General features: G+C 45.0%; 15 protein-coding genes. 9 read left to right on the top strand and 6 right to left on the bottom strand.

Annotated elements, in window-relative coordinates:
• Positions 1 to 32 precede the first annotated feature (32 nt).
• From H1A11_RS17080 to H1A11_RS17050, 7 genes are all read left to right on the top strand, one after another.
• A complete protein-coding gene (locus H1A11_RS17080; protein WP_117600993.1) occupies positions 33 to 2,093 on the top strand; it encodes an HD family phosphohydrolase in 2,061 nt (686 codons plus the stop codon).
• A gap of 5 nt (positions 2,094 to 2,098) precedes the next feature.
• A complete protein-coding gene (locus H1A11_RS17075) occupies positions 2,099 to 2,872 on the top strand; it encodes a hypothetical protein (protein WP_181757499.1) in 774 nt (257 codons plus the stop codon).
• 133 nt (positions 2,873 to 3,005) lie between these two features.
• Positions 3,006 to 3,959 (top strand): site-specific integrase, encoded by a 954-nt coding sequence (locus H1A11_RS17070; protein ID WP_181757498.1) that lies wholly within the window; start codon positions 3,006 to 3,008, stop codon positions 3,957 to 3,959.
• Positions 3,960 to 4,394: 435 nt separating this feature from the next.
• The gene (locus H1A11_RS17065; RefSeq protein WP_181757497.1) at positions 4,395 to 7,424 is read left to right on the top strand and encodes a cell surface protein; all 3,030 of its coding nucleotides are present in this window, start codon (positions 4,395 to 4,397) and stop codon (positions 7,422 to 7,424) included.
• A gap of 309 nt (positions 7,425 to 7,733) precedes the next feature.
• Positions 7,734 to 9,395 (top strand): IS1182 family transposase, encoded by a 1,662-nt coding sequence (locus tag H1A11_RS17060; protein WP_061411457.1) that lies wholly within the window; start codon positions 7,734 to 7,736, stop codon positions 9,393 to 9,395.
• A gap of 312 nt (positions 9,396 to 9,707) precedes the next feature.
• On the top strand, positions 9,708 to 12,173 hold the full coding sequence (priA, locus tag H1A11_RS17055) for a primosomal protein N' (RefSeq protein WP_181757496.1): 2,466 nt from the start codon (positions 9,708 to 9,710) through the stop codon (positions 12,171 to 12,173).
• A 21-nt stretch (positions 12,174 to 12,194) separates the two neighbouring features.
• On the top strand, positions 12,195 to 12,656 hold the full coding sequence (locus H1A11_RS17050) for a low molecular weight protein-tyrosine-phosphatase (RefSeq protein ID WP_005825832.1): 462 nt from the start codon (positions 12,195 to 12,197) through the stop codon (positions 12,654 to 12,656).
• On the opposite strand, the gene H1A11_RS17045 is transcribed toward H1A11_RS17050, so the two are convergent.
• On the bottom strand, positions 12,653 to 14,743 hold the full coding sequence (locus H1A11_RS17045) for a BT4734/BF3469 family protein (RefSeq protein ID WP_181757495.1): 2,091 nt from the start codon (positions 14,741 to 14,743) through the stop codon (positions 12,653 to 12,655). The genes H1A11_RS17050 and H1A11_RS17045 overlap by 4 nt on opposite strands.
• A 250-nt stretch (positions 14,744 to 14,993) precedes the next feature.
• Here H1A11_RS17045 and H1A11_RS17040 point away from each other — a divergent pair, with 250 nt between their 5' ends.
• Positions 14,994 to 15,140: a hypothetical protein gene (locus tag H1A11_RS17040; protein ID WP_165491377.1), complete on the top strand. Its 147-nt coding sequence runs from the start codon at positions 14,994 to 14,996 to the stop codon at positions 15,138 to 15,140.
• A 3-nt stretch (positions 15,141 to 15,143) separates the two neighbouring features.
• Positions 15,144 to 15,767: an HU family DNA-binding protein gene (locus H1A11_RS17035; RefSeq protein ID WP_117967131.1), complete on the top strand. Its 624-nt coding sequence runs from the start codon at positions 15,144 to 15,146 to the stop codon at positions 15,765 to 15,767.
• A gap of 217 nt (positions 15,768 to 15,984) precedes the next feature.
• On the opposite strand, the gene H1A11_RS17030 is transcribed toward H1A11_RS17035, so the two are convergent.
• From H1A11_RS17030 to H1A11_RS17010, 5 genes are all read right to left on the bottom strand, one after another.
• Entirely contained in the window at positions 15,985 to 18,606 is a 2,622-nt protein-coding gene (locus H1A11_RS17030; RefSeq protein ID WP_181757494.1) for a hypothetical protein, read from the bottom strand.
• Positions 18,607 to 19,040: 434 nt separating this feature from the next.
• A complete protein-coding gene (locus tag H1A11_RS17025) occupies positions 19,041 to 19,994 on the bottom strand; it encodes a site-specific integrase (protein ID WP_117964239.1) in 954 nt (317 codons plus the stop codon).
• Positions 19,995 to 20,070: 76 nt separating this feature from the next.
• Positions 20,071 to 21,198: an ATP-binding protein gene (locus tag H1A11_RS17020; protein WP_117601697.1), complete on the bottom strand. Its 1,128-nt coding sequence runs from the start codon at positions 21,196 to 21,198 to the stop codon at positions 20,071 to 20,073.
• 164 nt (positions 21,199 to 21,362) lie between these two features.
• Positions 21,363 to 21,704, bottom strand: a complete 342-nt coding sequence (locus tag H1A11_RS17015; protein WP_117601698.1) for a hypothetical protein — start codon at positions 21,702 to 21,704, stop codon at positions 21,363 to 21,365.
• Between the two features lie 90 nt (positions 21,705 to 21,794).
• Positions 21,795 to 25,142 (bottom strand): PspA/IM30 family protein, encoded by a 3,348-nt coding sequence (locus H1A11_RS17010; protein WP_181757493.1) that lies wholly within the window; start codon positions 25,140 to 25,142, stop codon positions 21,795 to 21,797.
• Positions 25,143 to 25,535 lie beyond the last annotated feature (393 nt).

Raw genomic sequence — 25,535 nt, 5'->3', positions numbered from 1 at the left:
TTTTTGTACTTTTCGCAAAAATTTCAGCCGATATGAGTTATTTCAATACCCAAAAAGAGTTCTCACTCAGAGATTTGCTATACAGAGCACTGATATTCATCGGCACTGTGGGGATTATTGTCTATTTTCTGCCACGTGACGGTAAATTCAACTACCAGTTCGACATTGACAAGCCCTGGAAGTACGGACAGCTCATGGCCACCTTCGACTTCCCCATCTATAAGGCCGACGAAGTGGTGAAACGCGAGCAGGACAGTATCCTCGCCGCCTTCCAGCCGTATTTCCAGCTGGACAAAAGCATTGAGAAAAGTGTGCTCGCCAAGTTGAAGGCAGACTATCAGACCCACCTGCGCGGCCTGCTTCCCTCCACCGACTACGTCCGCTTTCTGGAAAGGAAACTCTCTGAAGTATATCGCGCCGGCATCGTTTCCACCGAAGAGTTGAACCAACTGCATAAGGACAGCACAACCGCCATCATGGTCATTAACGACAAACTGGCCAACCAGCAGGACATCAACAAGGTATATTCGGTGAAGGATGCCTATAACTATATACTCACGGCCGATACCGCCCACTACCGCCCGGACATTCTACGGCAATGCTCGCTGAACGAATATCTGTTTCCTAATCTAACCTATGACGAGCAGCGGACAGAGACCGCCAAGAAGGAGATGCTCGACAACTATTCATGGGCCAACGGCATCGTACTGAGCGGACAGAAAATCATCGACCGCGGCGAGATTGTCAGCCAGGAGACATACAACATCCTTGAAAGTCTACGGAAAGAATCCATCAAACGCAGTGAGTCCATCGGGCAAAAACGGTTGATGCTGGCGGGGCAGGTACTGTTTGCCAGTATCTTCATGCTGTGTTTCATGCTCTACCTCGACTTGTTCCGTAAAGATTACTACAAGCGCAAGGGCAGCCTCTCCCTGCTCTTCGCCCTCATCATGTTCTATTGCGTGGTGACGGCCATCATGGTTGCCAACAACATATTCAATGTCTATATCATCCCGTATGCCATGCTGCCGGTCATCATCCGGGTGTTCCTCGACTCACGCACGGCCTTCATCGCACAAGTCACCACCATACTGATATGCTCCATCTGCCTGCGCTATCCGCATGAATTCATTCTTCTGCAACTCTCGGCGGGACTGGTTGCCATCTTCAGTCTGAGGGAGCTTTCACAACGGTCGCAACTGTTCCGAACAGCCTTCCTCGTCATATTGACCTACGCTGCCGTCTACTTTGCTTTTGAGCTGATTACAGAAAACGACTTGACAAAAATCAACGGAAGCATGTACACCTATTTCGTCATCAACGGAGTGTTGCTGCTGTTCACCTATCCCCTGCTCTTCCTGGTGGAAAAGACGTTCGGCTTTACCTCCAATGTCACCCTGGTCGAATTGTCCAACATCAATAACAGCCTGCTGCGCCGCATGTCCGAGACAGTTCCCGGCACCTTCCAGCATTCCATGCAGGTTGCCAACCTTGCGGCAGAAGCGGCCAACCGCATCGGAGCCAAAAGCCAGCTGGTACGTACCGGAGCGCTGTATCATGACATCGGCAAGATGGAGAATCCGGTGTTCTTCACCGAGAATCAGTCGGGCGGAGTCAATCCGCACAAGAATCTGGGCTATGAGCAAAGTGCCCAAGTCGTCATCAGCCATGTGACGGACGGGCTGAAGCTGGCCGAGAAGAACAATCTCCCCAAAGTAATCAAGGATTTCATCACCACTCACCATGGTCGTGGAAAAACGAAGTATTTCTATATCTCCTGGAAAAACGAACACCCCGGTGAAGCCCCCAACGAGGAGGCATTCACTTACCCCGGTCCCAACCCGTTCACCAAAGAGCAGGCTATCCTGATGATGGCCGATTCGGTGGAAGCCGCTTCACGCAGTCTGCCCGAATATACGGAAGAGAGCATCAGCAACCTGGTAGACAAGATTATCGATTCGCAAGTGGCAGAAGGCTATTTCAAGGAATGCCCCATCACCTTCAAGGATATCGCCACCGTGAAGAACGTATTCAAGGAGAAGCTGAAGACTATATACCATACCCGCATCAGTTATCCCGAACTTAAAAAATAAGAACTATGGAAGTGACCAGTAAAGAACAGAAAAGAGCCGAACAACTGCTGCAAAGCCAGCACATCGGACTGCACCAAATCAAGAGTTTCAGTTTCATGAAGCGTTACCACCAGGTTCCCCGCAAAAGCAACCTGGCTGCAAAAGACAAATACGGTCCGGGCATACTGACTTTACATCTAAAGGAAGGGAAAGAAAAAGCAATCTATCTGCCTCCTTTCCGTCACCCTTCCTCGGTCATCCGCTACCTGGTCTCCCAAGAAATCCCCTTCGACAACTACGCACCGAGGGAACGGACAGCCGCAAAGATTCCCACAGAAACATACCAGCGCCCGTCACTCTATATGTTCTGGTTCTTTGTCTTATTCCTAGTGTCCCTTATCTTGGGATATTATTCCGTCAGTGGCAACGTATGGTGGGGCTTCATTCCGGCTACCATTTCGTTTGCATTAAGTCTTTTTTTCATCAGCATGCTGATGACCCGCTTCTGTTACCTGACGCTGGACAATGACGGCCTCATCATACACAGCGTAGGCAGGAACATCCGCTATCCGTACCAAAACCTAAGAAAAGTAAACTTCGACTTTGCCCGCGAACAGAATTTCACGCACGTCATGGAATTGCTGGACAACGATTACCGCTATCGTCTGTTTTATATCGGAAGGGTTTCGAGGAAAAAGCTGAATGAGATTACCGAACGCCTGCAACAAGCCGGAGTGGATGCCACTTGCAGCCTGAACGACAACAAACGGTTCTTCCAGGATACGTATATCAGCCACTAAACAGACGTTAGCCAACAAATAAGCTGCCGGATACGGCATCATTCCCGTTTCGCAGATTTCAGAATGATGCCTTTGCACTTGCTCTCAATTTATTTATAATTGCAGGATAAACCTTTTTATAAATAATTTGAAAATGAACAGAAATGAAATTACCTTACAAGAGATGTTCTCCTCAGTCATTGGGGAACTCCGGGAAAGCGGCAGGTGGGGAACAGCACACATCTACCAGTCAACGGTGAATGTATTCTCGGTATTCGCCAAATGGCAACCGGTGCCCATGCGCAAGCTGAGCCCGACCGTACTGAAGAGATTCGAAAACTTCCTCAGGCAGAGGAATTGTAGTTGGAATACGGTATCCACCTATATTAAAGCAATACGCTCGGTTTACAACCGGACAGTGGACAGAAAGCTGGTGCGATATGTACCCAGACTGTTTGAACATGTATATACCGGTACACGGACAGATAGGAAGAAAGCGCTCGAAGCTTCCGACATAGGCTCTTTGGTGCGAGAGACAGAGATGAACCTGCAGGCCGGTAATTCTCCCAACACCCGACAGAAAACAAAAATTTTCTTTGTATTGATGTTTATGCTAAGAGGGATTCCTTTTGTAGACCTAGCGTATCTGCACAAAAGGGACTTACAAGGAAACACCTTGTCTTATAGGCGCAGGAAGACGGGACGGGCACTAACCGTGTCACTCACACCCGAAGCCATGCAGATGGTGAGAATAATAGCAAACAAGGACAAGGACTCTCCTTATTTATTCCCCATATTACAAAGTGAGGAAGGCACAGAAGCGGCATACCGGGAATACCAGTCGGCACTCAGGGCATTCAACCAACGTTTGGCAGTGCTCAGGCAGTGTCTGGGAATGCAGTCGGCACTCAGTAGTTATGCCGCGAGACATACTTGGGCCACCATGGCTTACCACTGCGAGATACATCCCGGAATCATATCAGAAGCCATGGGGCACTCCTCCATCACAGTGACGGAAACCTATCTGAAGCCTTTCAGCAACAGAAAGATTGACGAAGCCAATCAGAAGGTAATTTCTTTTGTAAAAAACGAAGGATATCCAGTATAAAAGAGATTACTTCTTTTGAGGAAGTAGAGCAAACTTGTTGTTTCTTTTTTATAATCTTCAAACAAAGTTTTGAGGAACGGATTGATATCGACTTTACAAAAAAATTCCCAACGTAAGCAATAAACTGAAAGATAGAAGCTTTGATTGAAAATTAGGCACTTTTTCACTTCATAATTTCTATTGTAGCTTTTCTATGATGTTGGGGATTAAGACTATATATTATCTTTCCAATATCCTAACGGACTGATTTTTACTATTCTGAACAAAATCAGCCTATTCCCTCCTTATTCCCTGATTATTAATGAAATTAACAAGATTTCATTACCTGCGAAGTAACGGAAAATCATATAACAAAACGGATATAGGAATGGAATATAAAATGAGAGATTATTCACTTTTTTATTTTTTAAATTTATAAATTTAAAGTTTTCAATTATGAACAAGAAGTTTCTAAGTGTGATCCTGTTCAGTGCCTTAATGGTTGGTACTGCAGGAACGTTTACGTCTTGTAAGGACTACGATGATGACATCAACAACTTGCAGGAACAAATCGACGGTCAAAATGGTCTGAGTGCCAAGATTACTGCTGTAGAGAGCTCAATCAGCAATTTGCAGTCTGCACAAAGTGGTTTGCAGAGTGAAATCGCTGCTGCAAAAGACGAGGCTTCAAAGGCTGCCCTTGCAGCACAAGAAGCTGCTATTGCTGCAGCAAAGGCTGAATTGGAAAAAGTCAAAGCCGAGTTGCAAGAGGCCGACAAAGCCGGTATAGCAGCAATAGAAGAAAAACTGGCTGAAATTTCAGGTAGAATCCAGACTTTGGAACAGTTCAAAACTACTACTGAAGCAACATTGGAAAAATTGGCAGCAGCAGATGTAGCTTTGCAGAGCAGCATCACTACCTTGAAAGCTGATGTCGCTGCCAATGCAGAACAGATTGGTAAGAACAAAGCTGCCATTGAAGCACAAATTGCCGCTTTGGATGAATATAAAGGAACCAACGATGCTGCCATTGCTGCTTTAAAAGCTGATTTGGAAAAATTGCAAGCTGGCGAGCTGACAGAAGAAATGGCTGCAAAAATTGCAGCACAAGTAACAGAAGTTGTAGGCGCTAAATTAGACTTGATTTCTGCTGCATTCAGTAAAGCTGTTACTCATGTAGAATTGTTGAATTATTCATTCGGCAGCAAAACTGACAATATTATTGAAGGTGAGCCTTCTATAATGGATTTGCGTACTGCTGAAGCTGTAGAAGACCGTGTGTTTGGTAAAGGCAGCTCCGACGAAATAGAGGCAAATTCTTATGAAATCATTAATCAAAAGGAGTTCAAAAAAGGTGAAAGAGCATTCATCAGCGACTCTGTATTGATTCGTGTGTCACCGGCTAATGCCACCTTGACCGAAGGACAGATTTCATTTGTCAATTCTGCACTGGGCAATCTAGATGAACTGGTGACTGTTGAGAAAGTGGAGCAGTTTAAAGGCACAGTAACCACCAGAGGTGTATCTTCTAATGGTCTGTGGAAAGTCGTATTCAAGTTGAACAAGGATAACTATACAGAAGAGAATTTGCTGAAAGCTGCAAAGTTTGACTATAAGAGCGGCAACGCTGAAGACGAACCGGTGAAGAAACTGAAGGATATTCTCTACGCAGTAGCAGTAACAGACAAACCGGGCGACGTGGAACGTAGTGTGACAACCGGTTATGAATTGACACTGGGTTCTGTATATACACCGCAGTATGAACTGAATTTCAAGGTCAACGACAAGGATGTGAATGATCTGCGTAACCGTTTCCAGTATGCTGAAGATGGAACTTTAACTGCTGATGCAAGCAAAAAGCTGTTCTATGACTATAAATGGAATGTTGATAGAAACGGAAACCGTATAGAGGAAAACGGCTCTTATGTATCTATTGATGCTACTACTAAATATGGCATATGGAGAGACCAAGACCTTTGGAGGGGTGGCGATAACCGTGACAAAGAAGGTTCTAGCAAATCTTTCTTCTCTACAAAAGTGGGTGAAAAGTTTACCGTAGAATTGAGTTATAGTGATGAGGATATCAGTGGTATCTATGGTTTCTATGTAGTGCTCGACGCGCAACGTGCCGTAGAAAGTGCTCCGTCTGAAATCACGGCATGGAACTCTTATGAGGCAGATATCGAAGGACTGAATACAATTACGACAAACCGTAAGATTGAAATGTCTATCAATGCAGAGAAGGCTGATGGTGACATTATCGGTTTCCGCGTATATGCAGTAAATAATAACGGTTCTTTGGTTGACCCGGACGGTAAGGCATTCTATGTAGCAGTAGGCGACATCGATGCTATGACTACTACGTTGAAGGCTGATTACGTACCGGTATGGAATGCTCCTGATGATGATTACGAACGTGATGTTGAGATTGATTTGGACGAAGAACTTCTGAAACTGTTTGAAGATAAATATAATGAATATGAGGAAGGTAATTTGATATTTGACATAGAGAATAATCCGAATGACAATGAAAATTTCGTCAAAAACTTCGACAGACAGGAAGGCAAGTTAGTTATTTCATTGAAGGGTAATTTGAATAAGTTCAAGGATAATGGTACTTATAAGATGTATTTCAACTTTACCGATAGTAAGAAGAATGTAATAGTTAAGAAAGTTGCCATTGAAATAACCAAGAAGATGCCAGAATTCCCTGCTGCATTCTCTGCTAAGGCCAACCAACTTGACAAAGAAGGCGCAAAGGTTGTTGAAGTAACAGAAGTTAACTGGAATACTACTATCCATAATCTGGGTACAGCATTCAATGGCGTTTCTGATCCTACCAACGCAATCATCGACTTCAACTATACATTCACTTGCGCAGAAAAGCAGATTGTATTCTACTCTGATAAGGCAAGTGTTGCTAGATATGGATTCTATCTCGATGTAAACAATGACAAGGATAAAGCAGCAGCTCTGTTTGCAGATAAACCAGAAGGAAAGATGTACGATGTAACCGTATCCTATAAGTACAGCAATGTTTCATCAGAAACGGCAGACTACTCTTACACTGTAAAAGCCCCGGCTGCCCAGAACTTCAAACTGAGACTTGTATGTGGTGAAGGTTTCACTTCTGAATGGAAGAACTTTGATGACAAGAAGAATCCAATTAAGGAATCCTTAACCTATAACGTTTCTGAAACAAGAATTGCTCTTGCTAATATTCTGAACTTCAAGAAAGGTGATATAGATTACACGCCTACTTTTGTTGCTGCAAATATCAAAGAATGCCACTTGGCTTCTAACAATGTGGATGACGAATACTTTACTGTAACATTTGATGCGGTTACTCAAGAATTTGTATTTGTTTCAAGATTGGGACAAAATCCACCGACTTCTGATGTTATTGCAACCTTGAAGTTCACAATGGTAGACTTCTTCGGACACGAAAATCCTGAGGAATATCCATACTTCGTTATTAAGAAATAATTTTTTCATTCTTAGTAATTGATGAAAGAGAAGCCTAACTGAAAAAATAAGCTTCCGTACTTTATGAGGGTAGGAGAAAACAAAATTGTTTTCTCCTACTTTTTTCTCCCTACTTTGCTTCCACACTTCCACCCACCTCCTGCATCCCCCTGTCCATCGGCATTTACCCCGCTGTGGAAGTAACTCCCAAAAGAGGTTGTGTCAAAATGCTGACACAGCCTTTTTTTATGCGCAAAGCCCAGACTTTCTCAAGCCCGGGCTTTGTTATTACCCAAAGTTTTCGTATCTTTAGGCATAAAGTTTTTCGTTATGGCAAAGTTACATTTTCGTCCTTACATTCCCAACCAAACCGTTCTTTTTCCACAAAGAATTGATGAAAACATAGCTGCGAACGACCCGGTCCGCATCGTGAATGCTGTTATTGACAACCTCAATCTTGAGAGTTTCAAGAAGCTTTATAAGGAAACGGGCCGTTGTCCTTATCATCCTAAAATGATGCTTAAGGTGATAATCTACGCCTACATGAATAATATCTATTCTTGCCGTAAAATAGAGAAGCACCTCCTTCGTGACATTCATTATATTTGGCTTGCCGGTAATGAGCATCCGGATTTTATCACGATCAACCGTTTTCGTAACCGTGTAAAGGAGGAAATAAATAATGTATTTACCCAGTTGATTTTTGTCCTTGCCGATAAAGGTTTCATCAGCCTTGATGTGGAGTATATTGACGGCACCAAGATTGAATCCAAAGCCAACAAATATACTTTTGTCTGGCGCAAGACAGTCGAACGGAACCGTACGAGACTAATGGATAAAATCCGTATTCTCTTGGAGCAGGTGGATGAAACCATTGCACAGGAGAACTCTATAAAAGACACATCCGTGGAGTTTACTTCCTGCAGGCTCTCTGACATAGTGGATGAACTTAAAGAAGCCCTGGAACGCCAGCCTGCAACAAAGGATAAGGAAGAAAAGAAAGCCCTGCGCAAAAAGAAGAAGCAGGTCAGGGAACTTGAAGGGTATCGTGACAAGCTGATAGAATATGACAATCACCTTGATACCCTTGGAGAACGTAACTCCTATTCCAAGACCGATCCTGGTGCCACATTCATGCGCATGAAAGAAGATGCCATGAAGAACGGGCAGACCAAACCCGGATATAATCTGCAAATAGGTACTGAAAACCAATTTATCACAGACTTCCGTCTGTTTCCCAACCCTACCGATACACTGACCCTCATACCTTTTTTCCACTCTTTCCAGTACCGCTATAACCGTTTACCGAATATCTGCGTGGCAGACTCCGGTTACGGTTCGGAAGAAAATTACCGGTTCATGCAGGAGAATGGGATAGAAGCCTTCATCAAGTACAATTACTTCCATAAAGAACAGCGTCCCCGTTATACTCCCAACCCGTTCCATGCCGAAAGTCTCCATTACAATGCCCAAGAGGATTATTACGTTTGTCCTATGGGACAGCACATGAACCGTATAGGAACCAAACGTGACAAGACAGCGAGCGGATACATCACCGAAAGTGCCCGGTATAAAGCAAAAAGATGCGAAGGTTGCCCTTTGCGTGGCAGTTGTTTTAAAGCTCGGGGGAACCGTATTATAGAAGTCAACCACCGATTAAATCAATACAAACGGCAGGCACGGGAAAGGTTGCTCTCAGAAGAAGGTATCAAGCATAGAGGCAGGAGGTGTATAGAACCAGAAGCTGTGTTTGGACAAATGAAATACAACATGGCATACAGAAGATTCCGGCATGTGGGAGAAGACAAGGTTACAATGGACTTTGCTTTCTTTGCTATAGCCTTTAATATCAAAAAAATGTGCGCTAAACTGATAAAAGAAGGAAAGGGGCTCATTACAGTTGCCAAATATTTGTTTATGGGACTATTTATAACCCGATATAATTGGAATATAGCAACTTGCTGCCAAATGCATGAGGAAAAAGTAGCATAGCCAAAAGAAAATATAGCAGAACTTAAAATATAAAAGAGGTTGTGCCAACGTTTTGACACAACCTCCTATTCAAGACGCCATAGTTTTACCATAACTAACTCATTCTTATTTTAATACATCGAACAAAGTTTATAAAACACTTGCACCAGTTTCCCCATACTTCTACACCCATCCTACCCATAAAATCTGCAATACCCATATCCCCCCTTATCTTCATCCCAAATCCACAACAGCCTCCTCCCCCTCCTCAGCATAAAAAATGCCCCCGTTCATTTCATTCTCCCTCCACTTTCCACTATCTTTGTCCCCACGATGAAAAAGTTTGCCGACGTCATATTGCCTTTGCCTTTGCACAGCTGCTTCACCTATTCCCTGCCCGACGAGTGGGCGGATGAAGTGCAGATTGGTTGCCGGGTGGTAGTACCATTCGGACGGAAGAAATACTATACAGCCATCGTGCGCAACGTGCACTATTGTGCCCCCACCGAATACGAAGTAAAGGAAGTGTCCGCTTTGCTGGATGCCCGCCCGATACTGCTTCCGCGGCAGTTCAAGTTCTGGGAATGGCTCTCCGATTACTATCTCTGCACGCAAGGAGACGTCTACAAAGCTGCCTTACCCTCTGGCTTGAAGCTGGAAAGCGAAACAATCGTAGAGTACAACCCCGATTTCGAATCCGATGTCCGCCTGCCGGAGAAGGAACAGAAGATACTGGATATGCTCTCTGCCGACCCGGAGCAATGCGTGACGAAACTGGAGAAGGAGACCGGCATCAAGAACATACTTTCTGTCATCAAGTCACTGCTCGACAAAGAGGCCATCTTCGTAAAGGAAGAATTGCGCCGTACCTATAAGCCTAAGACCGAAACCCGTGTACGCCTCACCGCCGCCGCCCGCAACGAACACCGCCTGCACATCTTCTTCGACGAGTTGCAGCGCCGTGCCCCCAAGCAACTGGACCTGCTGATGAAATATCTGGAACTCTCCGGCTACCTCAGCGGACGAGATATAAAAGAAGTCTCCAAAGCCGAACTGCTGCAACGCACCTATGCCACCCCTGCCGTATTCAACGGTCTTGTGGACCGTGGTGTATTCGAAGTCTACCAGCAGGAAATAGGTCGCATAGACAAAGCACTCCTCAAAGAAGTCATCCCCGTCAACCCGCTGAACGAGCACCAGCAACGCGCTTATCACTCCATCTTAGAGAATTTTCAAAGCAAGAACGTCTGCCTGCTACATGGCGTCACGGCAAGCGGCAAGACCGAAGTCTACATTCACCTGATAGAAGAAACCATCCGGCAAGGAAAGCAGGTGCTCTATCTCCTGCCCGAAATAGCTCTCACTGCACAAATCACAGAGCGCCTGCAACGCGTATTCGGCTCCCGACTGGGCATCTATCACTCCAAGTTCCCCGATGCCGAACGGGTGGAAATCTGGCAGAAGCAGCTGTCGGAAGCAGACTATGATATTATTCTCGGCGTCCGCTCCTCCGTTTTCCTTCCTTTCCGCAACCTCGGTCTTGTGATTGTGGACGAGGAGCACGAAAACACTTACAAGCAGCAAGACCCCGCCCCCCGCTATCATGCCCGCAATGCAGCCATTGTACTCGCCTCCATGTACGGCGCCAAAACTCTGTTGGGTACGGCAACCCCTTCTGTAGAGACTTGGCACAATGCCACATCCGGCAAGTATGGCCTTGTGGAACTGAAAGAACGCTATAAAGAGATACAACTGCCGGAGATTATCCCCGTAGACATCAAGGAGCTGCACCGCAAGAAGAAGATGAACGGTCCGTTCTCCCCACTGCTCCTACAATATATCCGCGAGGCGCTGGAACAAAAAGAGCAAGTCATCCTCTTTCAGAACCGCCGCGGCTTCGCCCCCATGATAGAGTGCAACACCTGCGGCTGGGTACCCAAGTGCAAGAACTGCGACGTCAGCCTCACCTACCATAAGGGGCTGAACCAACTGACCTGCCACTACTGTGGCTACACCTACCAACTGCCCCGCATCTGCCCCGCCTGCGAGGGCACTGACCTGCGCAACCGCGGCTTCGGCACGGAAAAAATAGAAGATGACATCAAAGCCCTCTTCCCCGACGCCCGCGTAGCCCGTATGGACTTGGACACCACCCGCACCCGTACCGCCTACGAGCGCATCATCTCCGATTTCCAGCAAGGCAAGACGGACATCCTGATAGGCACGCAAATGGTGTCCAAGGGTCTGGACTTCGACCACGTCAGCATTGTGGGCATACTCAATGCCGACACCATGCTGAACTATCCCGACTTCCGCGCCTACGAGCGCGCCTTCCAGCTGATGGCGCAGGTTGCCGGACGCGCCGGACGGAAGAACAAGCGCGGCAGGGTGGTGCTACAAACCAAAAGCATCGACCATCCCATCATCCCGCAAGTCATTGCCAACGACTACGAAGCCATGGTAGGCGGGCAGCTTGCCGAACGCCAGATGTTCCACTACCCGCCCTACTACCGCCTGGTGTATGTCTACCTGAAGAACCGGAACGAGACCCTGCTCGACCTCATGGCACAGACTATGGCCGCCAAGCTCCGCACCGTCTTTGGCAACCGTGTGCTGGGACCGGACAAGCCGCCCGTAGCACGCGTACAGACCCTGTTCATCCGAAAGATTGTCTTGAAGATAGAAACCAATGCCCCGATGGCCCGTGCCCGCGAACTGCTCGTCCAGGTGCAAAAGGAGATGGTGGCGGAAGACCGCTTCAAGTCGCTGATAGTGTATTATGATGTAGACCCGATGTAAATAACTCGTAACTAAAGAAATATGAAGAAGATACTTTTCGTTTGCCTCGGCAACATTTGCCGTTCCTCCTCGGCAGAGGGAGTCATGAAGCATCTGGTAGAAGAAGCCGGACGTGCGGATGAGTTTTTAATCGATTCTGCAGGCATTCTGTCCTATCACCAGGGCGAACTGCCGGACAGCCGGATGCGTGCCCATGCCGCCCGCCGTGGATACAATCTGACGCATCTTTCGCGACCCGTACGTACCGAGGATTTTTACAACTTCGACCTGATTATCGGTATGGACGACCGCAACATCGACGACCTGAAAGATCGTGCCCCTTCAACCGCCGAATGGAGCAAGATACACCGCATGACGGAATACTGTACAAAGTTTACCCATGCCGACCATGTACCGGACCCCTATTACGGCGGTTCCGAAGGTTTTGAGTATGTGCTGGACATTCTGGAAGATGCTTGTGCGGGGTTACTGCAGAGCATTTAATCCAGCGGCATTACATGGTACAGCGTCCCCTGCCGTGACTTCTTGTTCGGTATTTCAAGCTTCTTGAGCGTCCGCCCGAATACGGCCACCTTATTGATAGCCAGACGGTCACGCGTCTTTGTCTGCAAGGCGGAAAGAATCTGCATGGGCATCATCCATTGCCCCTCCTCATCCTCTTCTGCCGCGCGGAAATGGCTGTGGAAGAGTTGTTCCAGTGGGGTGAGCTGTTCAAATTCCCGGTTCGTCCGCTTCAAGATGGCTTCATCGGCATCATCCAGCCAGTAGCGCTCACCTTTGGCTACGGCATTCAGAGCCTGCGCATAGAGCTGGCGGTAGTTGATGCTGACATTCGTATCGATGGGACCGGTGACCTCAATGCAGATGAAACGGCGGCTGCCACTGGGGTCGGACAACAAGTCCTTCTGATTGCTGGTGCCTATGAAGGAGGCATACCGCCGCATCTCACGGATGGTGCTGCCGTAGGGTTTGCGCAGGTTGGCAGCCGGTTTCTGCAGCAGATGCTTCAGGAAGCCCTGCTGGTTGATGTTGATTTGATCGAACTCGTCAATGTTGACGAGCAGAAAGCGTCCCAGACTGCGTTCTGCTTCCTGCCTGCTCTTGAAGTCGATGCTGTCCGTATAGCCGAAACGCAGCTCCGGTGGCAGCAAAATGCGGCAAAAGGTGGATTTCCGGAACCCTTGAGAACCGACAAGCAGAGGAGAAGTATTGTTTCCGTGTTGCCGGTCCATTCCACGCCAGTGTGCCACCATGCCCAGGAACCAGCGGTAGAACAGCTCCCGCCAATGAGGATTGTGGCACGGGACGAGGTCGGCCAATGCCCGGATGCGGTCTTTCCCATCCCAGCGGCCGGTGTCGTAAAGGTATTCTTCGACGGGATTATAGAGTGGCACGTAGTCTGAAGTAAGGAAACGGTTGATGTCGCGGTCCCATACGCGGATACCCTCCTTCAGGGCATTCATGGAGACCGTACTGCGGGCACGCTGGTCAGCAGGCTTGAAATAGAAATGGACGGAGTCGCGCTGACGGTATTCCAAATCATCCAGAACGGTGTTGTAGCGAAACTCATACCGGCGGTCCATAAACTCTTCCAGCCGGAAAACGCTCTCCTGCTCTTGCGTCAGACTGCTCTTTTTCCCGAAGCCTTTAAGCTCTTGATATAGGTTATGAATCGTTTGACGAACAATGAATTCATCCGCTTCCCGGTAATAGTGCATCAATGTCTGGCGGACTACTTCCTCTTCGGGGATGCCTGCCTTGAAACAATGTTCGGCCAGAGGCACCAGCAGTATCCGTAAATCCCCCTCCCGTTTCCAGCCGTCCAATTCGCGAAATGCACGGTCAAGGGCCGATTCGAAGAGTATGGCGAAGGTGTCCGAGGCTTTACTGTCCGGATGCAGCCGCAACAGCGGGTTCTTTTCTGCGAGTTTTCGTTGCCGGAAGTTCTCTTCCTCAGGCATGCCGAGGGGTTGTTCCAAGCAGAAAGGCACAGCGGCAGGATTGTAGTAAGGATATCCATCCAGAGTCATGCGGCAACTCTGTGTAAGGGAAGGTTCTTTCAATGTAATGGCAAACGGCAGTAAGGGCTGGTAGCACTTCACCGCCATACGGTAGGCGTGGGCATGAAACAAGGCGGCATCGCTCTCCCGCTTCGGCGTTGTGCCGTCGGGCAGGACAAACAATACCCATATCTTGGCACTCCGTCCGCTGGAACCGCAGAAAGCGGCAAAGGTCTGTGGCAGCAGGGCGGCTTGTCGCTTTACATATTCCGCTTCGGCAATGCCCGACAGACGGTTTACTTCCAGTTGTACGAGTCCGTTATAGTTCTTCATCTGCCGTTCTCCCTCTTGCGTACGGCTATATTCCACGGCAGGGTAGATGCGTGGCAGTTTGTCTATATGTTCGTATTGGGCGCAAGTACCCTCCAGTTGAGGAAGGATGGCCCGGAGGGTCGATACATGTCCGGCTTTGGTTTCGGTTTTCAGTTTTTTAATCAGTGCATCCGCTTCCAGGGTGCTGAGGGCTTCCTTTCCGCTCTCTTTTTCTGCTCTAATCAAGGTAATTTTCATTCTGTTTGTCAGCTTGTTTAAGTAAATATAATTCTCGTAAAGATACGATATCAGAAGGCGGAAAACAAGTATTCAGTAGAATAATTATTAAATAAATCCCTGCTTCCACAAACTATACAGCGTGGTATCGGAAACCTTTGGATTTCTTTTTTAAAACATAGGCATTCCTTTGTTTTTCTCCCTTTGTTTGTCTACTTTTGTATAGGGAATAGATGACGCCTAACGACCATGAACAGCTCTGCTTACGGCCATGAAGCAATCGCTTGACGACCGTAAGCAGAGCTGTTCATGGTCGTTAGGCGTTTCTATCCCCAAAGCTTTTACGGATGAAGTACGTAACCCGCACCTATTCCGCATAGGGCGCGAACGTATTGTACAACAACTTAAAAGACATTGAACTATGGCAATTTTATTCGATTGGTATGAGCTCCCGGAACCTAAAGACAAACAGCGGGAAGAAAAGATACTTCATCCGCGCATCCGCTTGAACGGCTCTACCAGTACTGCCGAACTGAGACGTCGGATTCAGGAACGCTGTTCGTTGACGAAGACTGATGTTTCGGCGGTGCTGGATGCCTTGTCGCACGTCATGGGGGAAGACCTTGCCGAGGGGCGGCAGGTGCATCTGGACGGTATCGGTTACTTTCATCCCGTACTGACTAGCACGGAGCCGGTGACCGCTGCGACCAAACGTAAAACCACCAAGATTAAGCTGAAGGGCATCAAGTTTCGTGCCGACCAGGTACTGAAGAATGAGATAGGCGCTATCAAAGCTAAACCACTGGGGCTGAATGAGCATTCCCAAAAACTGAGTGACAAGGAGATTGACAGGCGGCTGACGAGCTACTTCTCTACGCATCAGTTCCTTACGCGCAGTGATTTTCAGAGCCTCTGCGGAATGATGCGCTCTACGGCACAGCTTCATATTCGCCTGCTTCGCAGCGAAGGCAAACTCGAGAATGCAGGAAAACTCAACCAACCGATTTATGTACCTTGCACGGGGTATTATGGTAGAGACGAGTAGGTTACGGTAAAACTATAGCGTTTTGAGTAGGTGGAAGCAGATTTTGCTTCCACCTTTTTTGGTTGCTTCCACAGCAGCTCAAATGCCGATGGATAGGGGGATGCAGGAGGTGGGTGGAAGTGTGGAAGCAAAGTGATGGAAAATAAATTTCTGGAGAAAAAAAGAGGGTATTCCGTTTTATCGGAATACCCTCAAGTCTATCTATGTACTATATATCTTACTTCTTCAAAGTAATTGTTACAGTAGTGGTTGTGGTAGCACCCCACTTATCAAGTACAACGAGAGAAACCTTACATGGAACATCGTTCTGCAATGCAGTTTCTGCGCTCTTCTTCACTACTGAGAAGTAAGAGTAAGCGTCAGTCTCAGTCGGAGCAAACTGATTTCCACCATGGTCTTCAATAGCCAGATATTCTTTGGCATTGTCATCAGCCAAAACAACTCTCACGCTTTGGATTCTACTATCCATAGGCTCAGTTGTATCCTCTACATAATTAGCACCTGATTTCTTATACATCTGAGTCAAGTTATAAGCCTCTCCGTAAACATCCTTAGCAGTGATGTTCTTCAAGCTAACCTTGATAGGACTAACACCATTGCCAGAAGCATTTGCAGCTGCAGTAGCTTCCAAGGCACCTTCCTTGATTTCAGACTTAACTGTCAAGTTGAATTTATCTACAATCTTAGCGATGTGAACGTTGCCGAATACAGTATAAGCAGCCTGGATTTCACGAGTTGAGTAAACGTTGTCTCTGTTGTCTGCATCCGCAGCATTGTCGTATACCTCAACGCTGATATCACCAGCAACACCGGTTGTTGTAATCCATGGTGTACAAGTGTGTCCATCAATTTCGTGAAGCGTTTCAGTAAACGCTACATTGGTCTTTTCAGCACCCATGTCTTTGTACAGCTTGAACAAGTTATAAGTAACATCTGTACCATCTGCTGAACCGTAAGCTACAGCGTTGTCACCAACGAAGTAAGCAGACAGTCTGCTGAACGGAGTTACAGCTGACTCAGCCGGAGACTTGATAGTAACCTTAACAGGAATTTCAAAGGCGTTTACTGTGGCTCCCTTCTTCTTCAAGCCCAATACAATTTGATAGCTTTCTTCTGCTGGGAATGCTTTAGTGTAATCGAAACTGAACTTGATGTACAACGGGGTCTGAATCTTAGAGCCAGCCGCTGAAACATATTGACCTGCACTGTTTTTAACATAAAGAGTGCTTGCATCAATTGTTGTAATCCAGCTTTCATCGAATGCAGTTCCATCCTTACCATATTTCACACCGTTTACTGTGATTGTCTTTTCAGTAAGAGCCTTGCCGTCTGCCCAAGTAATGCTTCCAACCTTTACAACAGAAGGCAGGTCAGTGTCAGTTGAACCAGCCAAAGCTGCTTGAATATCACCCAATGGCAAGAAGAAATCAGCATTAGTTTTATTTACTGTCCATTCTACATCACCTAAAGTTGTTGAAGGAGCAACATATTTAAAGGTTACTGTAATAGTCTTGGCAGTTGCAGCTTCTGCAACAGTTCCATTTACTAACAGATAATTTACTTTAATATTAAGACTACCAGCCTTTTCAGCCTTAATCGTATTTCCAGATATAGTTGCACCAAGATTTGCTGCAGCAGTCTTATCGGCAATTTCAAAATAGTAATCAACGATATAAGGAGTCAAATCGGCAACAGCAGTACCATCAACAGTAGCAACAGCAGTATTTTTGAAGCATCCGATTAAATCAAGTTCCTTATTGATGTCAACAGAAAGAGCTTTCAGGCTAGTTACAGAAATTGCACCAACAGCCTTTTCTGTCACTTTTACATCATATGTGGAAGCGACCAAACCATCGGCAGTTTCAGTCGTTAAAGCATAAGTTCCTGCAGATTTACCACAATTTGCTGTAGAAAGATACTCTACAGTCATATCGAATACACCCTTGTTCACTGAAGCTGCACGAGTCAATGCATCTTCAGTCATGTTAGCTACCGGATTAGTCACCTTGAAAGGCATATTACCTTTTGAATCGGACAAAACATAAGCATATTTAGTGGCATCGGCATCCTGAGGATTTACAATAGCACTTAATGTACTAGTCTGTGAAAGCAAAATAGCGTCTTTCTTATATGTTACATTATTAAATTTCACATCAGCACCCAATGCCTTACCATAGCTCATTGTAACATTAGCAGCTTCAATCTTACCGTCATTAATAGAAACCGCTTTCAAGCTTGTAATAGATGCGGCTTTGGGTAATTTGATGACAGCAGGTTCGCCTTCACCATTTTCACTTGTTGCAACGTGCAGTTCCCAATAGCTGGTCTTATCTACGACATAAGTACTTGCTCCCATGGCAGAAATGCCAGTATCAGTGCCGACATAGTCATTCTTTTCAGCATCCCATTCGTAAGTCACCCAATTACCGGTTTCCTTACTGATAGAAGGAGCTTTAGCATTGATGCCGTTTACTCCATTCTTACCTTCAGAGCAAATACCGGTATCTTCGTTGTTGATGATGAAATTTTTAGTAACTGGATCGATGGTGATTGTAGCAGCATCACCCTTATCCCCTTTATCGCCTTTAATGGTTCCAATGGTGCTAGTAGTATTATCACTCCAAGTGATTGTAATACCATCACCATTTTTCACAACGTTGGTAACAAACTTACCATCGCCCACTTTTGCCTGTAAGTCGCTGATTGAAGCCTTGATACCAGTCAACTCATTGTTGATCTGATCAATGTCATCATCATAGTCCTTACAAGACGTGAAAGTTCCTGCAGTACCAACCATTAAGGCACTGAACAGGATCACACTTAGAAACTTCTTGTTCATAATTGAAAACTTTAAATTTATAAATTTAAAAAATAAAAAAGTGAATAATCTCTCATTTTATATTCCATTCCTATATCCGTTTTGTTATATGATTTTCCGTTACTTCGCAGGTAATGAAATCTTGTTAATTTCATTAATAATCAGGGAATAAGGAGAAAATAGACCGGTTTTGTTTGGAATAGTAAAAATCTGTTCGTTGGGATATTGGAAAGAGGATTGGAAGTCCAGAAAAGTGACAATGGGAAAGTAATGAAATGAGGCCTTCAAAAAATGGAAGTGTGTATTTTCAGCTCAAAAGGTTGAATAACAGCATATTGATAGAACCGATGTGAGCTCCGTAAAGACAACACCATTCCGTTCCTCAAAACTCTGTTTGAAGATTCCGGAAAATGTGCGACAAATCTATTCTATCCTATCAAAAGAAGTAACGTCTTTTACACCGTACACACTCCACTTCTTACAAAAGAAATTACCCTTTGATTGGCCTCGTCAATTTTTCTGTTGCTGAAAGGCTTCAGATAGGTTTCCGTCACCGTGATGGAGGAGTGCCCCATGGCTTCCGATATGATTCCGGGGTGTATCTCGCAATGGTAAGCCATTGTGGCCCAGGTATGTCTCGCCGCATAGGTGCTGAGTGCCGACTGCATTCCCAGACACTGCCTGAGTACTGCCAAACGCTGGTTGAATGCCCTGAGTGCCGACTGGTATTCCCGGTATGCGGCTTCCGTACCTTCCTCGCTCTGCAGGATGGGAAACAGATAGGGGGAGTCGGGGTTCCTGTCCGCCACCATCCTGACCATCTGCATGGCTTCGGGTGTGAGTGACACGGTTAGTGCCCGTCCCGTCTTCCTGCGCCTATAAGACAAGGTGTTTCCTTGTAAATCCCTCTTATGCAAATAGGCGAGGTCCACAAAAGGAATCCCTCTTAGCATAAACATCAGTACAAAGAAAATTTTTGTTTTCTGTCGGGTGTTGGGAGAATTATCGGTCTGCAGGCTCATCTCCGTCTCCCGCACCAAAGAGCCTATGTCAAAAGCTTCGAGCGCCTTTTTCCTATCTGCCCGTGTGCCGGTATACACATGCTCAAACAGCCTGGGTACATATCGCACCAGCTTTCTGTCCACCGCCTGGTTGTAAACCGAACGTATTGCTTTAATATAGGTGGATACCGTATTCCAACTACAATTCCTCTGCCTGAGGAAGTTTTCGAATCTCTTCAGTACGGTCGGGCTCAGTTTGCACATGGACATCGGTTGCCATTTGGTGAATGCCGAGAATGCATTCACCGTTGACTGGTAGATGTGTGCCGTCCCCCACCTGCCGCTTTCCCGGAGTTCCCCGATGACTGAGGAGAACATCTCTTGTAAGGTAATTTCATTTCTGCTCATTTCTAAATTATTTATAAATGGTTTGCCCTGCAATTACAAATAAATTGAATGAATATAAGATTCAAGAAAGAAACCATTAAAGCTTGTTCCTTTGCAACCAAAGTTGGAAGAACTGATCATATACCTGGTAAATACCTTTATCATACGTAATAAAGTCTTTTTCTAGCAGTCCTTTTACAGCTGAAGAGACAGAACTTGCAGATTGCAACTTGTATTTACGTACAAAGCCACCACTTGAGATAGCCTTAGCTTTTCCCTCTGCTGCTATTGCCATAAATACAATACGCTGCTTTTCGGGCATCTGATATAATAAGGCATCATAGGTGTCGGCAGAAAAGTCTAGAAGGTCGTTAATGGCAGTATCTATCATTGAGGGAATACATATTTCTCCAGTTCCGGTCATGGAAAATAAAATGTTCATAACCTTCTGCATATACGAAGTTATACCATTGAAGCGTTCATATAACTCTGTTACTACCAATGTATCTAAGAGTTTGCTTGCCCGCTCAAAGTGCTTAAGGCAGAACTCCGCGTATTTATCAACAGAAATGGGAGGCAGGTTTATCAATGTAACTGATTGATAGAATGGACGTGTCGGAGAAGTAAACATTGCCCCCATCAGATGCCTATGGGACCCGGAGAAGACAAAGTGGGCATTGGAACAGCGTTGTATATGTGTCCGTAATGCCGCTTCTATGTTGGGATCGTCTGCATATTTGGTTATTTGCTGGAATTCATCGATGGCGATTAGGCATGGTTTTCCGGCATTGTTCAGATAGGAGAATATCTCATCCAATGTTGCAGAGGGATTGGTTATAGCTCCCAGACCGATTCCCCACGTAGGCTGCCCATTCATGTCGAATGTTATTTCGGAGCGAAGAGAGGCCAGGACATTCAGGAAGGTACTCCATACGGATTTACCTTTTGGACGTAATTCATCCAGTACAGCCTTGCCGAAAACATTCACAAAATCGCGTACAGAGCTTGTGGCATAGATGTCGATGATAAAAGTGTGATAATGCTCCTTGATTTCCGGCTGTCCAAAACAATGCCGCAACAAGTCTGTTTTGCCTAATCTGCGTGGGGAAATCAAGGCTATGTTATTCTCATTCGTCAAAAGTGAGACGATTTTAGCCGTTTCTTTCTCTCTGTCACAGAAATATTCTGGTGACACATAGCCGTTCGTAACAAATGGATTTTTCATATGATTATTGAGTTTACACGCAAATATATAGAAAATATCACAATAATCATTAGATGATAATCATAAAATGATTATTAATAGAAGTGTGTGGTTAACTATCATATGAAATGGCTATTCTTTTCCTCATCCAAAGAATAGAGGAATAGCAATAGCCATTTTCTGTTTTAATCTTGATATTCAATTTCTTCACCAAGAACTTGACGTATCATATTATGTTCATTGCGATAGAGTTTACCATTACGCAGATAATAATAGTTAAAGTAACCGGCAAACTCAATAGTGGCATACTTTAGTGTGTCTCCTTGATTATAGGCTCTCCATGTACCCTCGTAAGAGCTGGAATCATCATATTGAATCAAGGTGGTGGAGTCGGATCGAAGGTTGAATTGGATACCGGTTTCAGTGATGAATTTGCCTGGAAAAGGATGTGTAGCTGCTGACTTCTTACATGAAGAAAAGCAGATGAGTGAAACTGACACGGTCAAAATGAATAGTATTTTCTTCATATCTGATATTTATAAATGAAAGATTGAAAAAAAGGACGTCCTGCAAGAGGACGTCCCTTTTATTAAATTATATCAAGAATCTCTTCTTAATTATTTGGCACTCGGTGTACCGGCAGCCTTCTTAACGATGACTTTCAGGTTATCCTTGCTCAATACACCCCACTTGTAGTTGACATTTACTGTCAAGAACATATTGTAGTCAACGTTAACCGGTGTACCATGGTTGTTGAAGTATGCCAAGTGAGTCGGGTCAGCATCGACAGGTTTAGCTGTTGACTTGTCTGTAGACTCATCCCAATTCATCATCTTCAATGAAGCATTGGTCGGCAATTTACCGTCAGTAGTACCCTCCTTGTGCTCATAAGTGTTGGTTGCAGCATTCCAAGCCAAGCTGGTAGTGGTCTTATCAGTCAAGAACTTGACCTCACGTACGGCATAGTAGTCATACAAAGCATGTGCATAAACTTCATCACCAGTGGCCTTGTCAGCTACAGCAGCAGCTACCGGTTTATTATTCCAGTCAGTGAATGTGAAGTTCTTGGCAACGCTCAAGAAGCTACCGTCAATTTCAGCATCAACGAAGTTGTCGCTGATAGAACCGTCAATAGTCAACGGGTTGATGAAGTGTACCTCAAATTCTTGAACTGGAATAACATTGAACTCATTGTATGCAACAACTAGCTGTACAGGAACTTCCTTGCCAATCAACTTGAGGGCGGCATCAGTACCGTTCAAGTCATCTTTTTCGTGGAGACGGATGATACTGGAGCATTCATTTACGCTATTACCTAATTTTTCATCATAATTCCAAGGCAAGTTCTTTTTGTTTTCTGTAGCATCAGCACCCATCAGGTTATTGATAGTGGCAGCCAAATCGTTAGATTGTTTATAATCATTAATTCCTGCATCCGTTCTACCGATGTTGCTGTTGTCACTTACGACTTCGTCTTTTGCTGTACCTTTAGTCTTATACCACAATTGAGTTTGGTCATCGCTTGTGACAAAGTCTTTCAAATGCGGATAAGTAGTCAGGTCTTTCATACGTGTTTCGTCAAAGATAAACTTAACCTCTGCACACTCACGAATATACTGGATGAATTGGGCCAAGTTGGCTGGTTTTTCTTTGGTCGGTTCATATACAAAGCCATTAACCAAGTCAGCTTCGATGTGGCTATAGTCTTTCAGCTCACAACCGTCAGGAGTACCCGGATATACATGCGGGTCTTTCTGTGTTCCACCGTCATTTGCAGTAGTGTAAACAATCGGATTCACATTGAAGACACCTTCGCCCTTACCATTCTTCCAGAAAGTACCTTGGTATGCAAACTTCTGTGCAGGAACAACAATTGTCTGCTTGAATGTCTGCTTGATGTCACCATTCAAACCAGTTCCGTCAACGTACTTAACATCAATTTCAAATGTAGAAGCATAAGTTTTGTTTGCTGCATTGTAAGCCAATGTACCAACAGTCTTCGGATTCATAGCCCAAACCAAGTTGAAAGAAGTATTGTCTTCAGCATCCTGCAAGAAACCGAATACAAGATCTCTAGTATTCTTGATGGCTTCACCACCGTCTTTGCCAACTTTATTTGCTCCTTCTTCCCAGTCTTTCTCAGCATTGGTAGACCAATTTGTGCTGAGTTCAATCTTCTTACCATCTTTTCTAAGTTCAAGGATTTCGATGTCCTTATAGATGCTATGGAACTGAGTCTTACTCATACTCTGTCCACCATCGAACTTAACCATGTGGTAAATCTTCTCATTCATTTCCTTAGAGAACAGCTGCTGGAACATGTCATGACAAGTTACAGTGTCGTTCGGGAATGTGATGGCAGCAATAGTCTGATCCTTTTCACCAGTCCAACGAATCTTGATGTAACGAACTGCAATCATGTTACCGTTATTCTTATCCCACAACTCTGCGCGAATGATAGGCTCACGACCGATAGAAGTTTTGGAATATTCGTTGTCTCCCAACTCTACGTCATAAACTTCAGACTTCAGAGTATAACCATCAGACAAGATACGGCCGAATTCCTGCTCGTCTGTCTTGCGGTCACCCTGTAGATATTTGGCTTTTGCCAAAGCAAAACGGAACTCCAGACCATAGTCGGGGTAGTTGCTCAATTCCTTGTGGCTACCATGTTCGTCTTCTGCATAAGTATAGCATACTGTTACCAATGTTCTCAAATCAAGCGGTTCGTCATATGCTTGTTTAACATCAACCAATACATCATTACCTGATTTGTACAAGCAGATAGAGTCATGATAGTGTACATACTTACCATCTTGTGTTTCATCAGCAAAGTTACCAGTGATAGCTTGGTTAAAGTCAATCTTCTTGTTAGCCAGATAAGGGAATACTGTAGATTCTTCGATACGGCTGTATTCAGAACTTACATATACTTCTTCACCAGCCTTCTTTTCGTCATCAGTCAGGTTCTTGTCAGCAATAGGAGCTTTCAAGGAAGCCATCCAGAATGTCTCAAGCTTATCTGCTCCGTGTGCTTCACCTGATGTACCGATATTTTCGTTCAGATATTCTTTATTCTTCTTATATTGTACTGTCAAAACACCGCCATCAACAGTATAATCAACAACTTCGAGAGGGGCATTCTCCAGAATTTCCGGAGTAGACTTAGTTACATTTTGAGATTTGATACCTTCGAACAACGGAAGTTTAATATCATCTTTCAACACACCGATGCTTGGACTCATCTTATAGCTTACCTCATTCTTTTCTGTAGAAATATTAAGAGTTTTGGCATTAGCTACAGCTTTATGGTCTACCATAGGCGTACGGGGATGATTTCCCGGTACCACATCATTCTGATGATCTGTTACAGCGGCATAAACCTGCGGAGTATACTGCAATGACAGTAATTCAATAGAAGGGATACCATTGATGTGTGTAGTCGGAATCAGTGTGAGGCTTGTCAAACGATGACCAATCAAGGTCATCACTTCTACGCTCAATTTTTCAACCTTAGTTGCGAGTTCCTTCAAATCTGCATCGGAGATGAAATCTTTCTGTAATTCTGCCTTCAGATCTGCAATCTTTTTGTCTACAGCATCCAGAGAAGCCAACTTGTCGATTTGCTTCTGTAGAGCTGCATCAGCATCCTCCAAAGCTTTCTTCAAGGCTGCAATGTCTTCAGAAGAAGCCCCACCTTGTCCTGCTTTATCCAATGCTTCTTTAGCTTTGTCCAGTGCTTCTTGTGCTGCTGTTTTAGCATTAGAAGCTTCAGTTTTGGCTTCAGCGATAGAAGTCTCCAAAGTACTTACTTTAGAGTTCAATTCATCAAGTGAAGCTTTCTTGTCCAGTTGTCCCTGCAAGTCCTTGATGTCGTCATCATAGTCCTTACAAGACGTGAACGTTCCTGCAGTGCCCACCATTAAGGCGCTGAACAGGATCACACTTAGAAACTTTTTGTTCATAATTGAAAACTTTAAATTTATAAATTTAAAAAATAAAAAGTGAATAATCTCTCATTTTCATTCCCTTTCACATAGCTGTTGATTACATGATTTTTTCCGTTATTTCGCAGGTAATGAAATCTTGTTAATTTCGTTAATAATCAGGGAATAAGGAGAAAATAGGTGGGGCTTGTCCAGAATAGTAAAAATCTGTCCGTTGGGATATTGGAAAGAGGATTGGAAATCCAGAAAAGTGACAATGGGAAAGTAATGAAATGAGGCCTTCAAAAAATGGGAGTATGTATTTTCAGCTCAAAAGGTTGAATAACAGCATATTGATAGAACCGATGTGAGCTCCGTAAAGACAACACCATTCCGTTCCTCAAAACTCTGTTTGAAGATTCCGGAAAATGT

It is taken from the genome of Bacteroides sp. CACC 737, assembly GCF_013874375.1.
In the GTDB taxonomy this organism is placed as follows: domain Bacteria; phylum Bacteroidota; class Bacteroidia; order Bacteroidales; family Bacteroidaceae; genus Bacteroides; species Bacteroides uniformis.
This window is presented reverse-complemented; position numbering and strand designations above follow the sequence as displayed.

What these genes read in the sequence shown, in the direction of transcription:
- H1A11_RS17050 (WP_005825832.1), top strand. Translation starts at nt 12,195, where the DNA reads ATGAAGAAGATACTTTTCGTTTGCCTCGGCAACATTTGCCGTTCCTCC.
- H1A11_RS17025 (WP_117964239.1), bottom strand. Translation starts at nt 19,994, where the DNA reads ATGAGCAGAAATGAAATTACCTTACAAGAGATGTTCTCCTCAGTCATC.
- H1A11_RS17080 (WP_117600993.1), top strand. Translation starts at nt 33, where the DNA reads ATGAGTTATTTCAATACCCAAAAAGAGTTCTCACTCAGAGATTTGCTA.
- H1A11_RS17010 (WP_181757493.1), bottom strand. Translation starts at nt 25,142, where the DNA reads ATGAACAAAAAGTTTCTAAGTGTGATCCTGTTCAGCGCCTTAATGGTG.
- H1A11_RS17015 (WP_117601698.1), bottom strand. Translation starts at nt 21,704, where the DNA reads ATGAAGAAAATACTATTCATTTTGACCGTGTCAGTTTCACTCATCTGC.
- H1A11_RS17065 (WP_181757497.1), top strand. Translation starts at nt 4,395, where the DNA reads ATGAACAAGAAGTTTCTAAGTGTGATCCTGTTCAGTGCCTTAATGGTT.
- H1A11_RS17045 (WP_181757495.1), bottom strand. Translation starts at nt 14,743, where the DNA reads ATGAAAATTACCTTGATTAGAGCAGAAAAAGAGAGCGGAAAGGAAGCC.
- priA (WP_181757496.1), top strand. Translation starts at nt 9,708, where the DNA reads ATGAAAAAGTTTGCCGACGTCATATTGCCTTTGCCTTTGCACAGCTGC.
- H1A11_RS17040 (WP_165491377.1), top strand. Translation starts at nt 14,994, where the DNA reads ATGAAGCAATCGCTTGACGACCGTAAGCAGAGCTGTTCATGGTCGTTA.
- H1A11_RS17060 (WP_061411457.1), top strand. Translation starts at nt 7,734, where the DNA reads ATGGCAAAGTTACATTTTCGTCCTTACATTCCCAACCAAACCGTTCTT.
- H1A11_RS17035 (WP_117967131.1), top strand. Translation starts at nt 15,144, where the DNA reads ATGGCAATTTTATTCGATTGGTATGAGCTCCCGGAACCTAAAGACAAA.
- H1A11_RS17030 (WP_181757494.1), bottom strand. Translation starts at nt 18,606, where the DNA reads ATGAACAAGAAGTTTCTAAGTGTGATCCTGTTCAGTGCCTTAATGGTT.
- H1A11_RS17020 (WP_117601697.1), bottom strand. Translation starts at nt 21,198, where the DNA reads ATGAAAAATCCATTTGTTACGAACGGCTATGTGTCACCAGAATATTTC.
- H1A11_RS17070 (WP_181757498.1), top strand. Translation starts at nt 3,006, where the DNA reads ATGAACAGAAATGAAATTACCTTACAAGAGATGTTCTCCTCAGTCATT.
- H1A11_RS17075 (WP_181757499.1), top strand. Translation starts at nt 2,099, where the DNA reads ATGGAAGTGACCAGTAAAGAACAGAAAAGAGCCGAACAACTGCTGCAA.